The sequence below is a fragment of the Agromyces sp. Leaf222 genome (assembly GCF_001421565.1).
GTDB lineage: Bacteria > Actinomycetota > Actinomycetes > Actinomycetales > Microbacteriaceae > Agromyces.
This window is the reverse complement of the sequence record NZ_LMKQ01000001.1, coordinates 936573-956510: the sequence shown is the minus strand read 5'-3', so window position 1 is coordinate 956510 and position 19938 is coordinate 936573. Positions and strand designations below refer to the sequence as shown.

The following is a 19938-nucleotide window of genomic DNA, read 5'->3' as shown; positions in this document are numbered from 1 at the left end:
ATCGGTCAGGCCCCGCGTCGGCCGATGCCGCGCAGGCCGTACTGCCGAACCTGCACGAGGCGCGTCGCGGCGCACGTCGAGAGCAGCGGCGACGAGGCCTCCTCGGCGAGGTCCACCACGACCGAGCCGTCATCGGCGAGGTCACCGGCGCCGCCGAGTCCGAGCCGCACGCGCCATCCGCCGTCGGTCGCGACCTGCTCGAGCGGCGGGTACGCGCCGATGCGATCGTCGCCGAACTCCTGCCGCGCGTAGTGCTGCGCCGCCTGCACGGGGTGGCTGAGCGAGCTCCGCCCCCGCAGCCGGTCGGGCACCACGCGCCCGGCGTCGAACGCGTCGGCGATGCGCACGGGGTCGCCGTCGTCGGCGTAGCCGTAGTACAGCCCGTGCGGGAACACGACCATCGTGCCGGCGAAGCGATCGCCACCGACGTGCGAGCACTCCCACGTCTGCTCGGGTCGGGCGGCGGCGAGCGCGGCGGCGACCCGGCGTCCGCGCACCGCGCAGCAGCGGTCGTGCCGGCCATGGGCGCACACCGCGTAGATCGGCTCGGTCGACGGCCTGCCCGCCGAACCGTCGAGCGGAATCTCGAGGAGCGCCGCGGCATCCGTCGCCTCGCCCCAGGCGATCGACTCGCTGCCCGGGCGGGAGTCGACGATCGCCCACCGCTGCACGGCCGGCGGCACCCGCCGGCCCGGCCGCCGGATGGCGAGGATGCGCAGGTCGGCCGCCTCCGCACGCCGCACGATGCGCCGACCGAGCTCCCGGTCGAACGGCGCATCGAGCAGGGCGTTCGGGCCCCAGCTGGTCGCCACCTCGAGCAGCAGCCACCGCATGCCGCGCGGCGCGGTGCCCGCGAGCGGATCGCTCCGCTCGCGGGCGCGGTCGCTGCACGGCGCCCATGGCTCGGCGGCGAGCGTCACGCGGGCGTCACCGCGAATCCCTCACGGACGAGCCGCCGCGCGACCACGACGGCGCTCGCGGCGTCGAGCCCCGGCAGGTCGCCGACCGCGATCGGGTCGCCCTCGACGAGGCGGCGCATCGCGGCCTCGGCCTCGACCGGCAGCGACAGGGTCTTCGCGCTCGACACGATGCGCACCCGATCGCCGTCGGTCTCGACGCGCACGCGCAGTGAGCCGCGCCAGCGCACGGTCGCCGACGCGTCGAGCTCCGCGAGCGCGGCCAGCGTGGCCAGCGGCGCCAACGGCTCGGGGCGGATGTCGCGCTCGAAGCGCCGAGCGAGGGCCTGGGCCGTGCCCGCGGCATCCGCTCGCTCGATGAGCTCGGACAGGGCGCCGGCCGTCTCGCGGAGGATCTCGGCGACCTGCTCGGGGTCATCGAAGTCGACGCCCAACGGCAGCGAGGCGCGCAGGCGATCGCTGTCGCCGACGCGGGCGACCAGCGCCGAGACGACGTCGGCGTGCGTGTACGTCGACATGCCGACGGTCAGGTGCACCGACGTCGCGTCGCCGCCCGCCGTCGCCGAATGGATCCAGCCGCGCGGCAGGTAGAGCGCGTCGCCCGGCTGCAGCACGGCATCGATCACGGGCGGCTCGAGCGCGGCGACCGCGACCGCGTCGCGATGCCCGCCCCACGGCTGCGAGCTCAGCGGGTCGACGTGCACGGGGGCATGGATGCGCCAGTGCTTCTCGCCCGACACCTGCAGCACGAACACGTCGTGCGTGTCGTAGTGGGGGTCGAAGCCCTGCGCCGACGGCGGCGTCACGTAGGCGTTCACCTGCACCGGATGCCGCAGCTCGTCGGCCAGCTCGCGGGTGAAGTCGATGATCGGCGGCCAGAGGCGGTGCAGCCCCTGCAGCACGATCGTCGCGCCGCCCGCGAAGCGCTCGAACACGCGCTCGCTCGAGACCTGGTCGCCCACCTCGGCTCCGTAGCCGCCCGACGCCGTGTAGGCCGACGCGGGGAGCACGGTGCCGTCGCGAGCCATCCGGATGAACGGGGTGCGCACGCCGCGGCGGGCGATCAGCTCATCGACCGCGTCGGCGCTGAACAGGTCATCGAAGCCGGACGGGAGTTCGTCGGCACGGGACAGCAGCGCCGTGCGGGCCCAGACCTCGTCGGCGAACTGCTGCGCCGGCATGCCGACGCAGCGCGACAGCGCGGGCCGAGTGCTCGACCCGCGCTCCGCTGCCGGCACTACGCCGATCCGTCGGCGCCGCCGTCGTGACCCGCGGGGTTCGCTCCGCCGTCGGCCGTGCCCTCGCCCGCCGAGCCGTCAGCGCCGCCGTCGTGGCCGTCGGGGTTCGCTCCCCCGTCGGCCGTGCCCTCACCGGGATCGGCAGACCCGTCGGCACCGCCGTCGTGGCCGTGCGGGTTCGCGCCGCCGTCGCCAGCGCCCTCGCCGCCCCGGTCGGTCGGGTTCGGCTCAGAGAGGTCCTGACGGCCCTCATTCGGTTCGAGCGTGATGTCTTCGTCTCCGATGGACATGCCATCCCCCTTCTCGTCCGCCACGACCGGGCGCCGCGGCGCGTCTGCCGCCAGCGTAACGAGCGTCGCGCCGGGTCGCGATGGGTTGACAGGCGGATGTCACGATCCACGTGGTTCGAGGCGCATCCGGTGAGTCTCATCCCGCCAGCCGGCCGTGAGGGTCACACGCGCGCGGGCTGCCGTTGCGGGCTGGCGGCCGCGCGCAGGTTCACGAAACGCTGCTCGGTGTCGCGCAGCATCCGCTCGCGCTGTTCGACGGTCTTCTCGGTGATGGCGGCGTAGTTGACCCAGCGCAGGTTCTTCACGCCGATCTTGCCGAAGGTGCCCTTGAACATGATCTTCGTGAGCGGGTCGCGGAACCACCAGCGGTAGGCCGCGTCGGGCGTAGTCATGATCGACAGCACCGTGACGCCCCCGAGCCTGGGCATGAGGTTGCGGAACGGGTTGCCCTTGGCGCCGGCGATCTCCTCGAACACGACTCCCTTCGTGAGCACGCGATCGAGGAACCCCTTGGTCGCGGCCGGCATCGCCTCCCACCACACCGGGAAGGCGAACACCACGTGATCGGCGGCCAGCAGCCGACGCTGGTAGTCGGCCACGACGGGATCGACCACCGACTTCAAGCGCCAGGCGACGAGGTCGTCGCGGCTCATGACGGGATCGAACCCGTCGGCGGCGAGGTCGACGAGGTCGATCTCATGACCGGCCTGCCGTGCACCGCGGATCGCGGCGTCGGCGACCGCGGCCGTGAAGCTGCGCCGGTGCGGCACGTTCTCGGCGGAGTCGAGGGTGTAGGGGTGATCGAGGACGAACAAGATGCGCATGGCGGCTCCTTCGGTTGCTTTCTCAACGGTTGCATGCGCAACCGTCGCCTGTCAAACGAATACAGTAGACTGCCGGGCATGGACGAGGTCGACTTCCCCGATGAGCAGGCGCAGCTCTGGTACCTGATCCGCCGCGTGGCGGGCCTCCTCGACCGCACAGGCGACGCGCTCTTCCGCCGGGAGCTCGACATCTCGCTCGCGCAGTTCCTCGTGCTCAGCGTCGTCGACGCGCATCCGGGCCCCCTCAACCAGCAGGCGATCGCCGACCGGCTCGGTCTCACCAAGGGCACGGTCAGCCGCCAGATCGAGCAGGCCGTCGCGGCCGGGCTCATGACCGTCGAGACCAGCCCGCACAATCGCCGTGAGAACGTCCTCGGCCTGACCGCTGCCGGCACCGACCTCGTGCGCCGAGGCGACGCCCTGCACGCCGCGAGCCGCAGCACGTGGGATCCCGAGCCCGACGAGCTCCGGGCGACGCTGCGCGTGCTCGAGCAGATGAACCGCGCCCTCGGCTGAGACCGACGGCGCAGCTCGGGCAGAGTGGATATCCATGACGAACCACCACTTCGACATCCGCACTCTCAGCAGCATCGACGAGCTCGACTTCTTCAACGGCCTGCCGTACACCCTGAATCACGAGATCGCCGACGACCTCGAGCAGGGGCGGCGCCGACCCGAGTGGACCTGGATCGCCGAGCGGGACGGACGCCTGCTCGGACGGCTCGCGCTCTGGTGCCCGACCGGAGCTGCGGGACCGACCCAGCTCGACGTGTTCGATCTCGACGACCGACTGTCCGACGACGAGCAACGGACGGTCGGCACGGCGCTGCTCGACGCTGCGCGAGACGAGATGATCGCGAGCCTGCCGACGCCGCCGGAGTTCGCCCGCTACCTGCCGGCCGACTGGCGCGAGCGCTCGGCCGAACGACGAGCGACCGAGACGATCATGGGCCTGCTCGAGGCATCCGGTGCCCGATTCATCGTCGAGCGGCTGCGGCTCGAGTGGCGACCGGAGGCCGGCGTGCCGGCGCCCGACCCGCGACTGACGTTCCGGGCGTTCGCCGGCGATGAGGAGCTCATCGACCTGACGACGAGGGTGCTCGCCGGAACGCTCGACGCGCACAGCCTCGAGGAGCTGGAGCATGCGTCGCCGCGCGAGGTCGCGGTCGCACAGAACGAGGAGGAGTTCGCCCGATACACGACGCCTCGCGAATGGTGGCGGGTCGCGCTCGACGTTTCGGGCGAGGTCGTCGGGTTCGTGCTGCCCGCGCGCAACTCGTACCACCACATCGTCGCGTATCTGGCCGTGCTGCCCGAGCACCGCGGCAACGGCTACATCGACGGCATCCTCGGCGAGGGCACCCGCGTGCTCGCAGAATCGGGGGCACCGTACATCCGGGCGTCGACCGACGTCGGCAACGTGCCGATGGCGAACGCGTTCGCCCGCGGCGGCTACGTCACGTTCGAGCGCCTGGTCAACATGGCTTGGGCCTGAGCTCAGCAGACACGGAAGGTTCTCGGCATCGGCCGCGTTGGCCTGAGCATGAAAGCGATCGCGTACTCGAAGACCGGTGACTCGTCCGTGCTGCAGCTCGTCGAGCGGGAGGCGGCCGACCCAGCCGAGGGCGAGGTGCGCGTGCGCATCGCCGTCTCGGGCGTCAACCCGACCGACTGGAAGGCCAGGGCGGGATCCCAGCCCGGAGGAGCCACCCCGTTCGACGAGGTCGTGCCGAACCAGGACGGCGCGGGCGTCATCGACGCGGTGGGGCCCGGCGTGACCGGCTTCGCCGTCGGCGACCGCGTCTGGGCCTACCTCGCCGCGCATCAGCGGCCGACCGGCACCGCGCAGCAGTTCGCCGTGCTGTCGGCCGAGCATGTCGTGCCGCTTCCGGATGTCGCGAGCTTCGAGCTCGGGGCCTCGCTCGGCGTGCCCGCGATGACCGCGCACCGCGCCCTCACCGTCTCGGAGCACGGCCCCTCGCGGCTCGGCCCCGGCGCGCTCGACGGGCGGACGGTGCTCGTCGCGGGCGGCGCCGGCGCGGTCGGCCACGCGGCCATCCAGCTCGCCCGCTGGTCGGGAGCCACCGTCATCACGACGGTGAGCTCACCCGAGAAGGCGGCCCTCGCGACCGCGGCCGGAGCGCACCACGTCGTGGACTACCGCGCCGGCGACGCCGCCTCCGTGATCCGCGCCCTCGCCCCGCACGGCGTCGACCAGGTCGTCGAGGTCTCCCCCGCGCGCAACGCCGAGCTCAACGCGAGCGTCATCGCGAACCACGGCACGATCGCGGTGTACGCGACCGACGGCGGCGCCGAGATGGCGATCGACGTGCGCCGGCATTTCGCGCTCAACGTGCGCTACCAGTTCCTGCTGCTCTACACGGTCGGGCAGGCGGCGCTCACGGCGGCGGCCGAGGACATCGGCCGCGCCCTCCTCGACGGAGCGCTGCCCGTCGGCGAGGAGGCCGGGCTGCCGATCACGCGGTTCCCGCTGGAGCGTACGGCCGAGGCGCACGACGCCGTCGAGGCCGGCACCGTCGGCAAGGTGCTCATCGACGTCGACCCCGCGGCCTGAGCCTCGAGGTCGTGCCGGTCTGCGGCCGCCCGGCCGAAGCTCACCCGAGCAGGTGCGACAGCTGCTCGACGACCAGCACGACCGCGAGGACGACCATCGCGGCGCCCGACACCCGCGACACCACGGTGAGCGCCGTCGGCCGTGCACGCAGCACGGCCCGCGCGCTCACGCCCACGACCGAGTAGACGAGCGCGCAGCTGCCCACGAAGATCAGGCCGAGCACCGCGAGCTGCACCGGGATCGGCCATTCGCTCGCGGCATCCGTGAACTGTGGCAGCAGCACCACGAGCACGAGCAGGCCCTTCGGGTTCAGCCCGCTGACGCCGGCGCCCTGGGCCAGCCGCAGCCACGGGCGGTCGACGGATGCCGCGGCCGACGTGCTGCTTGGCGCGCCGTCCGCGGCGAGACCGGCCGTGACCCCCGCGACCGCCGGCGGCGCGAGCAGTACCCGAACGCCGAGCCATGCGAGGTAGCCCGCGGCCGCGAACGTGAGCACCACGAGCACCATCGGCAGCGCGGCGACCGCGGCGCCGACGCCCACCGCCACGGCCGCGACCGCGGCGAGGTAGCCGACGAGGATGCCCGCGAGCGACGGCACGATCGAGCGATCGCGCAGGCCGGCCGAGATGATGTAGGCCCAGTCGGGGCCGGGCAGCACGACCATCAGCGTCATCATGCCCCAGCAGGCGAGCAGCAGCTCCGGGTTCATCGCCATGCCCCTTCTCGTTCGATACGACGAACCTAGGCAGGATCGCCCGAAAGAGGCTTCCGAAGATCACCCATGGAAGCACCCGCAGTGGAAGGATTCACCCCATGGATGCCATCGATCGCAGAATCCTTGCCGAGCTGCAGCAGGACGGCCGCCTCAGCCTCACCGACCTCGCCGATCGCGTGCAGCTGAGCATGTCGCCGACCCATCGCCGGCTGCGCGCGCTCGAGGCATCCGGAGCCATCACCGGGTACCGCGCCGTGATCGACCCCGACGTCGTCGGGCTGGGGTTCGGGGCGCTCGTGTTCGTCAGCATGGAGTCGGCGAACCAGGCGACCATTCCCGCGTTCGATGCCGCGGTCGCCGAGATACCCGAGGTGATCCAGGCGCTGCGCCTCTTCGGCGACCCCGACTACCTGCTGCGCGTCGCCGTGCCCGACCTGCCCGCATACCAGCGCCTCTGGGACGAGAAGCTGTCGGCCCTGCCCGGGGTGCGCCGGGTCGAGTCGACCCTCGTCATGAAGACCATCGTCGACGACCGGCCGCTGCCGATCTGACCTTCTCTGGCCGCTTCACGGGTGACTGCCGTTCAGCTCAGGCGTTGCGACGCTTCACCCAGACTGCGGCGAACACGACCAGTGCGATCGTCCAGACGATCGAGGCGATCGCCCCGGCGACCGGGTCGAGCTCGGACGGGTCCGTCGTGATGCTGAAGAAGTTGCTCGCGGCCTTTCCCGGCATCGTCTCGCTGAACACCGCGAACGCGTCGAGCGGCACGAGGCTGATGACCACGGGCACGATGTAGAGGTAGCCGAGGGTCGCGCCGAGTGTGGCGATCGTCGAGTGGAAGACGAGGCCGAGGGCGGTCGCCGAGACCGAGACCACTGCAGCGAAGAGTGTCAGGTCGCCGAGCACGCGGAGCACCCCCGGGTCCCCGAAGTCGGCGCCTCCGCCGTGCAGGGCGATCGACAGCGCCAGGCCCGCGGCGGTCGCGATGCCGCCGACCACCGCGCCGACGAGCGCGGAGAGCAGCACCTTCGCGAGCACGAGCGGGGTACGGCTCGGCACCGCAGAGAAGTACACCGAGATGGCGTGGTTCTCGTGATCCGCGGTGGCGATCATGGCCCCCACGAGCAGCACGAACAGCAGGCTCACGGTGAAGCCCTTCGCGACGGCGTCGAGGACGTTCGCCTCGGTCGCGCCGGGAACCGCGACGGTCCAGAACGCGACGATGAGCAGCATCCCGACGACCGCGGATCCCATCAGCCACCATGAGGAGCGCAGCGAGGCGAGCTTCACGGCCTCCGAGGCGAAGACGCCGCCGAAGCTCACCCGGGTGCGCGCGAGGGCCGAGGCATCGGCGGTGGTCGCGGTCATGCTCGTGCTCCGTCCTGTGTGCGGCCCGCCGCAGGATCGGCGGCCGGGCCTCCCGCCTGGTCGCTCGGTCCGGAGGCGTATTCCTGGTCGTCCTTCGTGAGCGCGAGGAACGCGTCCTCGAGCGAGCCCTGCTGCGGCGTGAGCTCGTAGAGCACGATCCCATGGGATGCCGCGGTCTCCCCCACCTGCCTCGCGGTCGCGTTCGCGACGATCAGGGCGTCGTCGGGTGCGCGTCGCGCCGAGCCCCCGACCGCGGCGAGCGCCGCCGTCAACTCGTCGGGCTGCGGGGTGCGCACGAGCACGTCGGACTGCGTCGCCTCGGCGATCACGTCGGCGACCGGTCCCTGGGTGATGAGACGCCCGCGGCCCATGACCACGAGGTGGTCGGCGGTGAGCGCCATCTCGCTCATGAGGTGGCTTGAGACGAGCACGGTGCGGCCGGCGGCGGCGAGGGCCTTCATCAGCTCGCGGACCCAGTGCACGCCGTCGGGGTCGAGGCCGTTCACGGGCTCGTCGAGCACGAGCACCTGCGGATCGCCGAGCAGGGCTGCGGCGATGCCGAGGCGCTGGCGCATGCCGAGCGAATAGGTGCCCACCCGTCGGGAGGCCGCCTCGGTCATGCCCGTCAGCCGCAGCACCTCGTCGACGCGGGTGCGAGGGATGCTGTTCGTCATCGCGAGTGCCCGGAGGTGCACGCGGCCGGCGCGACCGGGGTGGACGGCGGCGGGATCGAGCAGTGCGCCGAGCTCGTGCAGTGGGCGTTCGGAACGACGGAAATCATTCCCGTTGACCCGAACCGTGCCCGAGATCGGGCGGTCGAGCCCGACGATCATGCGCATCGTGGTGGACTTGCCGGCGCCGTTCGGGCCGAGAAGTCCGGTCACGGCACCTGGCCGAACCGTGAAGCTCACGTCATCGACGGCGGTCTTGTCGCCGAACACCTGCGTGAGACCGTCGATCTCGATCATCGGGTCGCCTCCGTTCTCTCGTCTGGACTGCCGCCCTCGAACCGTGTCGGTGACGTGTCGTCGAGGGCGAGGTCGATGCGCCGCAGGTGCTGCTCCTGCACGCCGTCGAGACCGTCGAGCGGATGCCACGCGACCTCCGTCATCTCGCCGTCGGCCGGGTACGGCTCGCCGTCGATCCACGAGCAGCGGAACACGAGGTCGAGGTAGTCGACCACGTCGCCGTTCTCGTACGTGAGCCGTGGCATCTGGTGCACCCAGGCGAGCCGGTCGACGCGGATGCGCACCCCGGCCTCCTCGAGCGCCTCGCGCGCCGCGGCATCCGCCGGCTCCTCACCGGGATCGACGATGCCCGTGATCGGCGTGAGCGCGCCGTTGTCGGAGCGGCGCCCGAGCAGGATCTCGTCGCCGCGCACGATGACCGCCGTCACCCCCACGAGCGAGAGCGGGGCGTGCCCGATGTGGCGGCGCAGTTCGAGCACGAAGTCGGGGGTGGCCATGCCGCCACGCTACGCGAGCAGAGGCTCGATTCCGCGCAGAACACCGGTGACGCGGCGGAGTCCCCGGCTTCGGGGGCTCCGCCGCATGAACAGGAACGACGGATGCCGCGGCAGCAGGTGCTGCCGCGGCATCCGCGTCTTCGGTGGTGAACGCCTAGCAGGCGGCCTCCGTGCGGCGGCGGCGCAGTGCCACCGCGCCGGTGCCGAGCCCGAGCAGGAGCAGCACGCCGGCCGCCCACAGCGCGGCCGACACGTCGGCCCCCGTGTGCGCGAGGCCGCTCGCCGAGCCGGAGCCCGCCGTCGTGCCGGGCTCCCCGGTACCGGGCTCGTCGGTGCCGCCGTGACCGGGGACCGCGGCGGTGACCGTCACGGGCGCCCAGCCGATCAGCGTGCCGTCGGCCGCCTGGATGACGACCTTGTGCTCGCCCGCCGCGAGCGAGGCGGGCAGCGTGACCGAGACCACGCCGTCGAGTCCGACGGACGTCGATCCGAGCAGGGTCGGCGTCGAGTACACCCACGCCCACACGGTCTCACCGGCGTGCGCGACGCCGACGTTCACGGGCAGGGTCGCTCCCGTCGCGGCCGTCGCGGGGGCGGTGACGCCGCCCCGGTTCGCGTCGGTGAGCAGCGACTCGTCGATCGGTGCCGGCGCCGTGCCGGGGTCCGTCGGGTCGGTCGGATCGGTCGGGTCCGTCGGGTCGGTCGGGTCGGTCGGATCGGTCGGGTCCGTCGGGTCGGTCACGACCGCGCCGGGCAGCGTGCCGGTGCGCAGCGCGCCGGGGCGCTCGCCGTCGGCGAACCACCACACGGGGCGGGTCGTGACGAGCGACGGTGCCGGGTTCGCCGAGCTCAGCGAGGCCGGCGCGGTCGCGAAGCCCTCGTTGTTGAGGTTCGGCATGCCGGCCGGACGCGCGACGTGCACGATCGCGGGATCGGCGCCCGTGAACGCGATGCGTGCGGCCTCGCCCTCGCAGCCGTTGTCGCACACGGCCCAGAGCTGGTCGAGCACGGTGTCGTAGTCGAGGGCCATGACTCCGCCGAGACCCGGATCGATCGAGGCGACCTGGGCGAACGACCCGTCGGCGTTCAGCGCGTAGGCGTAGACCACGCCGTTGTCCTCGACCGCGACGAAGAACAGGCCGTCGCCGTGGCCGGGGTAGTCGGCCGGGTCGTACACCGCACCCGTGTTGGCGTCGACGAGGCCGGTCAGGTCGCTGTCGGCGACCCACTCGACCGCCTCGAGGCCCGTGTTCGCGGCGACCTGCGGCAGCGAGGCCGTGAGGTCCCACTCCTGCGAGGCGACGACGTCGGGGCCGGCGGCCTCGGGGTCGACCGCGAGGATCGTGTTCTGGTTGACGCCCTTGTTCGCGTTGTCGCGCTCGGAGGCGATGTAGATGCGGCCGTCGTTCGCCGAGGTGATGCCCTCGGTGTCGGGGCCGGCCTTCGCCGGGCTCCCGGCGTCGCGCTGGAACCGCACGCGCTTGCCCTCGGTCCAGCCGTCGGCGAACGAGACGCCGCCGTCGGCCTTCGCGTCGAGCTTCCAGAAGGTGCCGGTGCCGTTGTCGACCGCCCAGAGCACGACGCCGTCGGCCGTCTGCTGCGTGTCGAGGCCCGACGAGTCGCTGAGGAACATGGCCGCCTCGTCGACGACCGTCACGTCGGCCGAGCCCGGCCAGGCGACGGCCACGGGGTCGGTCGGGTCGGTGGGATCGGTCGGGTCGACCGGTCCGCCGCACGCGTTCGCGGCGCCCTTGGTCGAGGTCGTCGCGTCGCCGAACGCGCCCGTGCCGTCGGGGCAGCGCGCCCACGTGACGGCGGCGTGCGCGGTCCACGAGTACTCGACGACCGTGAGGCCGGCCGCGTTGCGGATCGTCGCGACGTCCGCAGCACCGAGGCCGAACGAGAAGTGCGTCGCGCCGTCGAAGACGAAGCGGGCGCCGGGTGCCAGCACGGTTCCGGATGCCACGGGCGTGACGTCGGCGGCGTGGCCGACCGGGTCGTTGTCCATGAGGGTCCAGCCCGACAGGTCGACGGGCGTCGTGCCCGTGTTCACGACCTCGACCCAGTCGGTCGCGTCGCCGTTGGACTCGACCTCGTTGATCGCGATCGAGGGCAGCACGCAGTCGTTCGCCGCGCCGGGCGTGACCCTGGCGAGCGCGAAATCGCCGGTCGCGTCGGGGCAGCGCGCGTAGCTCGCCGCGGCCTCGTCGCCGTCGATGGCCGGATGGCCGTTCCAGGTGAAGCTGTCGAGCAGGGTTCCGGTCGTGTCGAACACGCGGATCGAGTCGGAACCGCCGATGCCGATCGCGGCCTGGAACTCGAGCGGCGCGCCAGCGGCATCCGCTCCGATGGTCGAGGCCTCGACGACGAGGCGCTGCCCAGCGGCGATCGAGGCGCCCGTCGCGAAGAACCAGCGGTGGTCGTCGCTGTTGTCGCGCACCTCGTAGCCGCCGAGGTCGACGGCCGCGGTGCCGGGGTTGATGAGCTCGATCCAGTCGGCGGGGCCGGAGTCGACCTCGTTCAGCACCACGGAGCCGGGCGTGGCGGGCTCCTCGGGCTCGTCGCAGACGTTCGCCGCGCCGAGGGTGACCGCGGTGGCGGGCGCCCATGCGCCGCCGTCGGCGCAGCGCGACCAGTCGGCCAGCGGGGCGGTCGCCGCGTAGGCGTAGGAGTCGACGACGGCATCGGCCGCGTCGACGAGCACGACCTCGTCGCCCTTGCCGAGGCCGAACGGGAAGCCGAGCGGCGTGGCATCCTTCGCCAGCACGAGGTGGCCGCCGGCCGCGAGGGTGGTGCCCGCCGGGATCGTGCCGCGCTCGGTGCGCTTGTCGTCCATGACGGCCCAGCCCGAGACATCCACCGGGGCGGATGACGCGTTGAACAGTTCGATCGAGTCGACCGTGCCGTGCGTGGCGGTGTCGTAGACGATCTCGTTGACGAGGACGCCGGGGGTCGCGGCGCCGTCGGCGGCGAGTGCCGCGCCGGGCAGCGCGAGCAGCGCGGCGCCCGAGGCGAGGGCCACGGCCGCGGCCATCGCGGAGGCGCGACGGATGGATGGGGGGAAGGGCATGGAGGGGCTCCTGACGGGAAGTGAGGGGTCGCCGACCACTCGACCGTTCAGCGCTGAACGGAGGATGTCCCCACGGTGAACCGCCGGAATCGGCCGCGTGTCGGACCGGGTGCGCACGCGTGGCGGGCGACGCGCACGACGGGCGACGCGACGGGCGACGCGACGCGCAGCGAGGGATCAGTCGTCGGCGGAGGCCGCCGCCGAGAACGGCTCGGCGCCCGCACCGCAGAGGGTGCGCCGCACCCAGTCCGCGGCGCCGGCCTGGGCGAGCTCATCGCTCCGAACCAGGCGTACGAACTCGACGGCCTCGGCGCTCAGCCGGCCGTCGGCGGTCTCGGGGGCATCGCGCAGCACGTGCGCGGTCAACCATCGCGAGAGACGACCGCCGATGCGCACGGTGACCGCGACGGTGCCGGCGAAGTGGCGGGCCTGGCCGTCGGTGTCGTCGTCGAGCGCCGCCCGGAACCCCCGGCCCTTCAGCCGGTTGCTGCCGCCCGATGCGGCGTCCGTCACCCAGAACGGCCCGCGGCGCACGCCCCCGAGGTGTCCGATCTCCTTGAGGAACCGGCGGTTCGAGTACCCACGCGCGGCGAGCCCGGAGATCGCGTCGGCGAGGGCGGCGCAGGCGTTCATGCCCTTCAGCGTACCGACGCCCAGGGGTGCGGATGCCGCGTGGCGGCGCCCGCGCGACCGCGCCGCCGCGGCATCCGGTGCCCGATCGCGAGCGTTCAGAGCCCCTCGGCGATCTCCTTGATCGCGGCGAGGCGGCGGTCCCACTGGGCGCCGATCGTCTCGAGCTGTCGCGCGGTGTCGCCGAGCTGTGCGCCGATCACCCGGAAGCGCACCTCGCGGCCGACGCGAACGGGCTCGACGAGGCCGACCTCCGCCAGCACGACGAGGTGCTTGGCGATCGCCTGGCGCGACACGGGCAGGCGCCCGGCGAGGGCGGACGCCGAGGCGTCGCCCTCGCCGAGCGCGGCCAGGATCGACCACCGGGTCTCGTCACCCAGGGCGGCGAACACCGGAACCAGCGTCTCGGCTGTCACGCGTCGCCCTCGAGGAGGGCGACGAGCTTGTCGAGTTCGGAGACCCAGCCCTCGGCGTGGTCTGCCATGTTCGCGCGCGGGTCGGACGTGCGGTCGAACCCAGTCTCGACCAGCGTCAGCTCGGTGCCGTCGGCGACGGGTTCGAGCGTGAAGGTGAAGACCGTGGCGTGGTCGTCGAGCTCTTCGGGCAGCGTGCCCGAGGCGTCGTCGTTGCCCCAGCGGTAGGTGATGCTGCGCGGGGCGTCGACGGCCTCGATGGCGAGCGGCACGCGGCCGTAGCCCTCGAACGTGATGCTCCCCCGGGCGCCGGGGCCGGTGCCGTCGAGCTCGGTGCGGCCGAACCAGCGCGAGATGTGCTCGGGCTCGGTGACGGCCCGCCACACCTTGTCGACGGGGGCGGCGATGCGGATGGTGCGGCGCACCGCGTAGGCGGCCTCGTCGACGACGGATGCCTGGTTGTCGGTCATGCTCATGATTCTCGTTCCTCTCGATCGATCAATGCAACTTCAGAGTTGCATGTTGTTCGAGAATCCGCAACCTCTAGGTTGCATATCAGGCGGAACGACTCACCGGGCCGGCTCAGACTGGCCGGCTCAGACAGGCCGCACCGGCTGCCGCAGCACCGCGCGCAGCTTCTCGGGCGCCGTGCGTCGTGCATCGTTCAGGTAGACCTCGTGGTGCGGGCCGTTGAACGTGAGGCCGTGCTGCGGCATCCACTCGTCGTGCAGGCGCGCGAGGGTCGGCGCCTCGTCGTCGTACGACCCGACGTGCAGGATCTGCACCGACGCGCCCTCGTCGAGCCGCTCGAGTCGCAGCAGGTCGAGGGCCGGGTTCGGATCGGCCTTCGCCTTCGCGGCCTTCGCGCGGGTCGCCTCGACGGCGTCGGCGACGGCCCGCTCGTCGATCCAGTCGGGCTGGTTCACGAGCATCGTCCAGTTCCAGGCGCCCGTGTCGCGTGTCACGAAGGCCGCTCGGTCGTCGGCCCACCACAGCCCCTCGAGGGGCGCGACGGCGAAATCGCGCCCGAGCCCGCGCTTGCTCGCGAACTTCACGGCGTACGCGACGCCGAAGAGCGCCTCGACGGCCTGCGTGTACGACACCGACGTGTTCGGGTCGCCGTGCCCGTCGATCGCGAGGAAGCGCAACGGCGGCACGTCGACGACGGCGAACCCCTTCGCCGACGGCGCGTAGAGCACCCGATGCTCGCGCTTGACGTCGTACTTCTCGTACAGCTGCTCGGTCATGCCGCGAGCGTACGCGGCACCACGGTCAGAAGGTGTCCGGATGCCGCGTGCGGGCGTCACCGGCGCCGGCCGGCGGCAGGAACACTCGCCGCGCCGCCGCCGTCAGCCCGCGAGCGCCGTGCGCCCGACCACCGCGTCCTCCCACGACATGCCGGAGGTCTTGACCACGAGCGGACGGGTGGCGTCACCCTGCGCCGCCACCCACCGCCCGGTCACGACGTCGGCGAGCGGCACGAGGGCGGCCGGCGCGAGCGCGCCCTCGTGCACGGCCATGACGACGTCGCCGGCCTCGCGGAGCGCGGTGACCACGTCTTCGACGACGACCTCCGCACGCATCATGAGCGCGGCGTCGAGTTCGCGTGCGTCGGGTTCGTGCGAGCCGACGGCGACGACCACGGCGTCGTCGCCCAGCAGCGCCGAGTCGAACAGCGGCTCGCGCGCAGTCGTCGCGCAGACGACGAGCCCGGCTCCGCCGAGCGCCAGGGCGACGGATGCCGCGTCGGCCGCCGCAACGAACTCGCCGCCGTGCAGCGCGGCGGGGTCGCCTGGCGCCCGGCGCGCGACATGCGTCACGCGCCCGATCGGGAGCTCGGGGCAGACCTCGCGCAGCGCCTCGACGTGCGCGATCGCCTGCGGCCCGGTGCCGAACACGACGACGTCGAGCGACGTACCGCCCGCCCCGCCACCGTCGCCGCCGGGAGCCGCCTCCCCCGCCGCGATCCGCGCTGCCACCCGGGCCGCGAGCGCCCGCCGCACCCCGACCATCGACACCGCCGGCGTGCGGATGCCCGTGAGCACCGATCCCTCGAGGATCAGCACGGGCGCCATGGTGTCGGCGTCGAACACGAGGTGCAGCCCCTGGATGCGCGGCAGCCCGCGTGCCGGATTGCCCGGAGCCACGGTGAGCACCTTGACCCCGACGGCGTCGCCGACGGCCGACGGCATGAGCAGGGCCTCAGCGGATCCGAGTGGCGACGCCGTGCGCGGCACGTCGGTCGCAGGGTCGAACCCGGCGAGCAGGGCGCCTTCGAGTGCCTCGACCGCCGAACGGTAGCCGAGCCGCGAGCGCGTGCCCGCGGCATCCAGCACCTCGATGTGCGCGCTCATCGCAGCACGAACCCGGGCACGAGCGGGTCGCGCGGATCGACCGTGAACGTCGAGCTGCCCGTGCGATAGGCCATGCCGGTGACGACGGGCACGACCGCCTCGCCGCCGTCGTCGACGACCCGTTCCGAGGCGAGCGCGTGGAACCTCGAACCCACGATCGAGTCGTGCACGAGCGTCTCGCCGAAGACGAGCTCGCCCTGCGCGGTGAGGGCGGCGACGCGCGCCGCCGTTCCGGAGCCGCACGGCGACCGGTCGAGCTCGCCGTCGGCGAAGACGGTCGCGTTGCGCTGGTGCAGGCGCCCTTCGGCGTCGCGGCCCAGCCGCTCGAACAGGATCGTGCCGTAGATGCCGCTGAGGCGCTGGTCGGTCGGATGCCGTGCGGCATCCGAGTCGTCCAGCAGCCACTTGACCTCGCGCCCGAGCGCGATGATCTCGCCGACGTCGCGCGGCTCGATCGAGAGCCCGACCTGCGCGACGTCGAGCATGGCGTAGTTCGCCCCGCCGTACGCCACGTCGACCGTCAGTTCACCGCGGCTCGTCGGCACGCGCAGGCCCTCGGCGACGAGGCGGCTCGGCACGTTGACGAAGTCCACGCTCGTCACCGCACCCGCCGCGTCGGTCGAGACGCGTGCGGCGACTCGGCCCGACGGCACGTCGATGACGACCTCGGTGACCCCGCTCGGGTCGACGGCGACCAGCCCGGTCTCGACCGCCCACGCGCCGAGCGCGATGGTGCCGTGCCCGCACGCCGTCGAGAAGCCGTCCTTGTGCCAGAACAGCACGCCGAGATGCGCGCCCGCGTCATCGGGCGGCGTGATGAACCCGCCGTACATGTCGGCGTGCCCCCTCGGCTCGAAGCACAGCAGGCGGCGCAGCCCGTCGACGGCCTCGTCGGCGATCGCGAACGCCCGGCGGTCGGCCACCGTCGCCCCCTCGATCGCGACTCCGGGGTCGGCGATGATCCGGAACGGCTCGCCCGCCGTGTGGTAGTCGATCGTGCTGATCGTCGTGATCGGGCGAACGGAGGGCGCGTCGGCGAGCTCTGTGGTCATCAGCCCATTCTGCTCGCCGCATGGCCGACCACCCGCATCCGGAGCACTGACAGCGACGACCGACCGGCGTAGCGTGAGCGGGGTCGGATGTCGGCCGACCGCGCCGGCCGGACAAGGGGGTGTCACCGATGGCCGAGCTCTCGCCAATCCAGCCGTGCCTGTGGTTCGACGACCAGGCGCGCGAGGCCATGGAGTACTACGTCGAGGTGTTTCCGAACTCGCGCATCAGGTCGATCGAGCCGTACCCCGACGAGTCGCTCGACGAGCACTTCGAGGGCATGTCGCAGAAGGTGCTGAACGGGCGGTTCACGCTCAACGGCGTCGACTTCGTCTGCCTCGACGGCGGCCCGCTCTTCACCTTCAACGAATCCGTGTCATTCGTCGTGGCGTGCGCCGACCAGGCCGAGATCGACTACTTCTGGTCGAAGCTCTCGCACGTGCCGGAGTCCGAGCAGTGCGGCTGGTGCAAGGACCGCTTCGGCGTCAGCTGGCAGGTCATCCCCGCGAACATGGGCGAGCTCACGCGACGGCCCGAGCAGATCCAGGTGATGATGCGCCAGAAGAAGGTCGTCATCGCCGAGCTCGAGAACGCGTGAGCGGATGCCGCGGGCGGCCGCCCGCGGCATCCGTCACCTGATCGGGGTCAGCGCCCGTTGACCTTGTCGATGCGCATCTCGAGGATCACCCGGTCGGCCCTGTCGGCGGGGGCCTCCTGCTCGGGGTTGCCGTACCGCTTGCCGAGCCGCACGTAGAACGCGCCCTCCGGATCGGCGACGACCTCGGCCAGCTGCCCGCGCACCTCGACGTAGCGCAGCGGGTCCTCGGGGTCGAGCGCCTCGAGCGTCATGTGCGGGTTCTGCTGCAGGTTGCGGAACTTCGCACGCTTCGTCGTGTGCGTGAAGCGGATGACGCCCGCCTCGGCGTCGAGCTCGAACCACATCGGGTTCACCTGCACGCTGCCGTCGGGCCGAACGGTGGCGAGGTGCCCGAAGACGGGAGCGGTGAGGATGCGGCTGGCGTGGGCGTCGAGTTCGATCGTCATGCCTCCAGTCAACCGCACGGGCGTCGGCCGGTATTCCGGATGCAACTTTTTCAGGACCACATCGGTCATGGCTGCATATTGCACCTATGACCGGTGTGGTCCTGAAAAGGTGCTCGGCGGGCACGCGGCCGGGCCGTGCAGGTCGGGGTGGCGGGACTAGATCTCGGTGTGACCGAGGTGGGGGGCGGCGAGCGTGCGCACCGCCGCCTCGGCGAAGCCCTCGAACTCGAGCACCACGACCTCGTTCGCGCCGGCGCGCGTCACGGGCGCGGGCACGATGAGCGTGCGCTGCGGGCCCCGGCGCCAGTAGCGCCCGAGCAGGAACCCGTTGACCCAGACGAGGCCCTTGCCCCAGTGCAGCGTGTCGAGGAACAGGTCGGCGGGCGCGGCGAGGTCGAGCACGCCGTGCGCGAGCGCCGGCCCGGCGACGGCCGCGCGGCCGGAGTCCGCGGCCAGCGCGGGCACGCGGTCGAGGTCGATGGGACGCACCCGCCACCCGGTGAGCTCGACGCCGTCGAGCGCGATGCCGCCGATGAGGCCCTTGTGCTCGCCGAGGCGCGTGCCGTAGTCGACGCGCCCCTGGTCCTCGACGAGGATCGCGAGCTCGCCGCGCGTTCGGGGCAGCACGATCGAGCGCTCGTGCGCGTCGCGCGACATGACGCCGACGGGCACGCCGTCGAGCAGCACCCAGGCGCGGTCGCGCACCTCCTCGCCGACGACGAGCGCCCCGGGGCGGTCGCCCCCGCCGGAGACGCCCGCCAGGGTCGTCGTGAAGAGCGCGATGCCGCGGTCGTGGCCGAGCTCGTCGAAGGTCGGAACCCGCTCGTGCACGGCCTCGTCGCCGAGCGCGTCGGCCACGTCGAGCAGCGCGGGGCCGACCGCGAGCGGCGCCTCGAGCACGGGCGCCGGCGCCGCGGCATCCGGAACCTCGTCTGGCACCGGCGCGTACCGCGAGATGACCTCGCGGAACGCCCAGAACTTCTCGGTCGGATGCCCGGCCTCGTCGAGCGGGGCGTCGTAGTCGTAGCTCGTGGTGATCGGCGCGTAGCGGCCCTTGTCATTGGCGCCGTTCGTGAGGCCGAAGTTCGTGCCGCCGTGGAACATGTAGATGTTCACCGAGCCGCCTGCCGCGAGCAGCAGGTCGAGCTCGTGAGCGGATGCCGCGGCATCCGTCGTGTGGTGATGCGAGCCCCAATCGTCGAACCAGCCGCACCAGAACTCCATGCAGACCAGCGGGCCGGTCGGCTGGAACTCGCGCAGGGTCTCGAGGCGCTCGAGCGTGCGCGACCCGAACGAGCCGGTGAGGTGCAGTCCGGGCAGGCTGCCGTCGGCGAGCATCTGCGGGGTCGGCTGGTCGATCGTCGTCAGCGGCACCGTGACGCCCGCCTCGCGCGTGACGTCGACGAGGTGCGCGAGGTAGGCCTTGTCGTCGCCGTACGCGCCGTACTCGTTCTCGATCTGCACGAGGATCACCGAGCCGCCCGTGTCGACCTGGCGTGGCACGACGATCTCGTACACGTTGCGGAGGTACTCGCTCACGGCGTCGAGGTAGCGCGGCTCCGAGCGGCGCATGCCGACTTCGCGGTCGCGGAACAGCCACGCGGGAAGCCCGCCGTTGTCCCACTCGGCGCAGATGTACGGGCCGGGGCGCACGATCGCGTGCATGCCCTCGGCCGCGACGAGGTCGAGGAACCGGCCGAGGTCGAGCTCGCCGTCGGTGCGCCACTCGCCGCGGTGCGGCGCGTGCCGGTTCCACGCGACGTAGGTCTCGATCGTGTTCAGGCCCATGAGCCGCGCCTTGCGGATGCGGTCGGCCCACAGGTCGGGGTGCACGCGGAAGTAGTGCAGGGCGCCCGAGAGCACGCGGAACGGCTGTCCGTCGAGCTCGAAGTCGGTCTCGCCGATGGCGAAGCGGCTCTGGGTGGTCACGGGCGCATCCGATCTGGATCTGACCGGCGGGGCCGGTGGCGGTGGAGATGGGT

At 72.5% G+C, this 19938-nt stretch carries 22 protein-coding genes; 5 read left to right on the top strand and 17 right to left on the bottom strand.

Going from position 1 to position 19938, the window contains the following annotated elements; translation table 11 throughout:
- Positions 1 to 5 precede the first annotated feature (5 nt).
- The 4 genes from ASE68_RS04110 to ASE68_RS04095 all read right to left on the bottom strand — a co-directional run bounded on the left by ASE68_RS04110 (position 6) and on the right by ASE68_RS04095 (position 3269).
- Positions 6 to 920 (bottom strand): sucrase ferredoxin, encoded by a 915-nt coding sequence (locus ASE68_RS04110; protein ID WP_055855414.1) that lies wholly within the window; start codon positions 918 to 920, stop codon positions 6 to 8.
- Positions 917 to 2155 carry a cupin domain-containing protein gene (locus ASE68_RS04105; RefSeq protein ID WP_082461977.1) on the bottom strand — a complete coding sequence of 413 codons (1239 nt, stop codon included), beginning with the start codon at positions 2153 to 2155 and terminating at the stop codon, positions 917 to 919. The genes ASE68_RS04110 and ASE68_RS04105 overlap by 4 nt, the downstream gene beginning before the upstream one ends.
- Positions 2155 to 2445, bottom strand: coding sequence for a BatC protein (locus tag ASE68_RS04100; RefSeq protein ID WP_235480755.1), 291 nt, complete (start codon positions 2443 to 2445; stop codon positions 2155 to 2157). Before ASE68_RS04100 ends, ASE68_RS04105 begins: the two co-directional genes overlap by 1 nt.
- Before the next feature lie 161 nt (positions 2446 to 2606).
- Positions 2607 to 3269: an NAD(P)H-dependent oxidoreductase gene (locus tag ASE68_RS04095; protein ID WP_055855411.1), complete on the bottom strand. Its 663-nt coding sequence runs from the start codon at positions 3267 to 3269 to the stop codon at positions 2607 to 2609.
- Positions 3270 to 3347: 78 nt separating this feature from the next.
- Between ASE68_RS04095 and ASE68_RS04090 the strand changes: the two genes are divergently transcribed.
- Genes ASE68_RS04090 through ASE68_RS04080 form a run of 3 tightly spaced genes read left to right on the top strand, consistent with a single transcriptional unit; the run spans position 3348 to position 5844 of the window.
- Entirely contained in the window at positions 3348 to 3785 is a 438-nt protein-coding gene (locus ASE68_RS04090; RefSeq protein WP_055855408.1) for a MarR family winged helix-turn-helix transcriptional regulator, read from the top strand.
- A gap of 34 nt (positions 3786 to 3819) precedes the next feature.
- Entirely contained in the window at positions 3820 to 4764 is a 945-nt protein-coding gene (locus ASE68_RS04085) for a GNAT family N-acetyltransferase (RefSeq protein WP_055855406.1), read from the top strand.
- Between the two features lie 48 nt (positions 4765 to 4812).
- Entirely contained in the window at positions 4813 to 5844 is a 1032-nt protein-coding gene (locus tag ASE68_RS04080) for an NADPH:quinone reductase (protein WP_055855404.1), read from the top strand.
- Between the two features lie 40 nt (positions 5845 to 5884).
- Here the strand turns inward: ASE68_RS04080 and ASE68_RS04075 are convergent, their stop codons facing one another.
- The gene (locus ASE68_RS04075; RefSeq protein ID WP_055855402.1) at positions 5885 to 6559 is read right to left on the bottom strand and encodes a LysE family translocator; all 675 of its coding nucleotides are present in this window, start codon (positions 6557 to 6559) and stop codon (positions 5885 to 5887) included.
- Positions 6560 to 6657: 98 nt separating this feature from the next.
- Here ASE68_RS04075 and ASE68_RS04070 point away from each other — a divergent pair, with 98 nt between their 5' ends.
- On the top strand, positions 6658 to 7110 hold the full coding sequence (locus tag ASE68_RS04070; RefSeq protein WP_055855399.1) for an Lrp/AsnC family transcriptional regulator: 453 nt from the start codon (positions 6658 to 6660) through the stop codon (positions 7108 to 7110).
- Between the two features lie 37 nt (positions 7111 to 7147).
- Here the strand turns inward: ASE68_RS04070 and ASE68_RS04065 are convergent, their stop codons facing one another.
- The 10 genes from ASE68_RS04065 to ASE68_RS04020 form a co-directional block, all read right to left on the bottom strand.
- Positions 7148 to 7930: an ABC transporter permease gene (locus tag ASE68_RS04065; protein ID WP_055855397.1), complete on the bottom strand. Its 783-nt coding sequence runs from the start codon at positions 7928 to 7930 to the stop codon at positions 7148 to 7150.
- Complete coding sequence (locus ASE68_RS04060) at positions 7927 to 8898, bottom strand: ABC transporter ATP-binding protein (RefSeq protein ID WP_055855395.1); 972 nt, start codon at positions 8896 to 8898, stop codon at positions 7927 to 7929. The genes ASE68_RS04065 and ASE68_RS04060 overlap by 4 nt, the downstream gene beginning before the upstream one ends.
- Entirely contained in the window at positions 8895 to 9395 is a 501-nt protein-coding gene (locus ASE68_RS04055; RefSeq protein ID WP_055855392.1) for an NUDIX domain-containing protein, read from the bottom strand. Before ASE68_RS04055 ends, ASE68_RS04060 begins: the two co-directional genes overlap by 4 nt.
- Positions 9396 to 9549: 154 nt before the next feature.
- Positions 9550 to 12465, bottom strand: a complete 2916-nt coding sequence (locus tag ASE68_RS04050) for a lamin tail domain-containing protein (RefSeq protein ID WP_055855391.1) — start codon at positions 12463 to 12465, stop codon at positions 9550 to 9552.
- A 177-nt stretch (positions 12466 to 12642) separates the two neighbouring features.
- Positions 12643 to 13098: a hypothetical protein gene (locus ASE68_RS04045; RefSeq protein ID WP_055855388.1), complete on the bottom strand. Its 456-nt coding sequence runs from the start codon at positions 13096 to 13098 to the stop codon at positions 12643 to 12645.
- 95 nt (positions 13099 to 13193) lie between these two features.
- A complete protein-coding gene (locus ASE68_RS04040; protein WP_055855386.1) occupies positions 13194 to 13511 on the bottom strand; it encodes a metalloregulator ArsR/SmtB family transcription factor in 318 nt (105 codons plus the stop codon).
- On the bottom strand, positions 13508 to 13978 hold the full coding sequence (locus ASE68_RS04035; RefSeq protein ID WP_235480754.1) for an SRPBCC domain-containing protein: 471 nt from the start codon (positions 13976 to 13978) through the stop codon (positions 13508 to 13510). Before ASE68_RS04035 ends, ASE68_RS04040 begins: the two co-directional genes overlap by 4 nt.
- 126 nt (positions 13979 to 14104) lie before the next feature.
- A complete protein-coding gene (locus ASE68_RS04030; protein ID WP_055855381.1) occupies positions 14105 to 14755 on the bottom strand; it encodes a GyrI-like domain-containing protein in 651 nt (216 codons plus the stop codon).
- A gap of 102 nt (positions 14756 to 14857) precedes the next feature.
- The gene (locus ASE68_RS04025) at positions 14858 to 15862 is read right to left on the bottom strand and encodes an ornithine cyclodeaminase family protein (RefSeq protein WP_055855379.1); all 1005 of its coding nucleotides are present in this window, start codon (positions 15860 to 15862) and stop codon (positions 14858 to 14860) included.
- Entirely contained in the window at positions 15859 to 16914 is a 1056-nt protein-coding gene (locus ASE68_RS04020; RefSeq protein WP_055855377.1) for a proline racemase family protein, read from the bottom strand. The genes ASE68_RS04025 and ASE68_RS04020 overlap by 4 nt, the downstream gene beginning before the upstream one ends.
- A gap of 128 nt (positions 16915 to 17042) precedes the next feature.
- On the opposite strand from ASE68_RS04020, the gene ASE68_RS04015 reads away from it, so the two are divergent.
- A complete protein-coding gene (locus tag ASE68_RS04015; RefSeq protein WP_055855375.1) occupies positions 17043 to 17510 on the top strand; it encodes a VOC family protein in 468 nt (155 codons plus the stop codon).
- A gap of 47 nt (positions 17511 to 17557) precedes the next feature.
- Here ASE68_RS04015 and ASE68_RS04010 read toward each other — a convergent pair whose 3' ends face one another.
- Both ASE68_RS04010 and ASE68_RS04005 read right to left on the bottom strand, forming a co-directional pair.
- Positions 17558 to 17956, bottom strand: coding sequence for a PPOX class F420-dependent oxidoreductase (locus ASE68_RS04010; protein ID WP_055855371.1), 399 nt, complete (start codon positions 17954 to 17956; stop codon positions 17558 to 17560).
- Positions 17957 to 18112: 156 nt separating this feature from the next.
- Positions 18113 to 19885: a beta-galactosidase family protein gene (locus ASE68_RS04005; RefSeq protein WP_055855369.1), complete on the bottom strand. Its 1773-nt coding sequence runs from the start codon at positions 19883 to 19885 to the stop codon at positions 18113 to 18115.
- Positions 19886 to 19938: the final 53 nt, after the last annotated feature.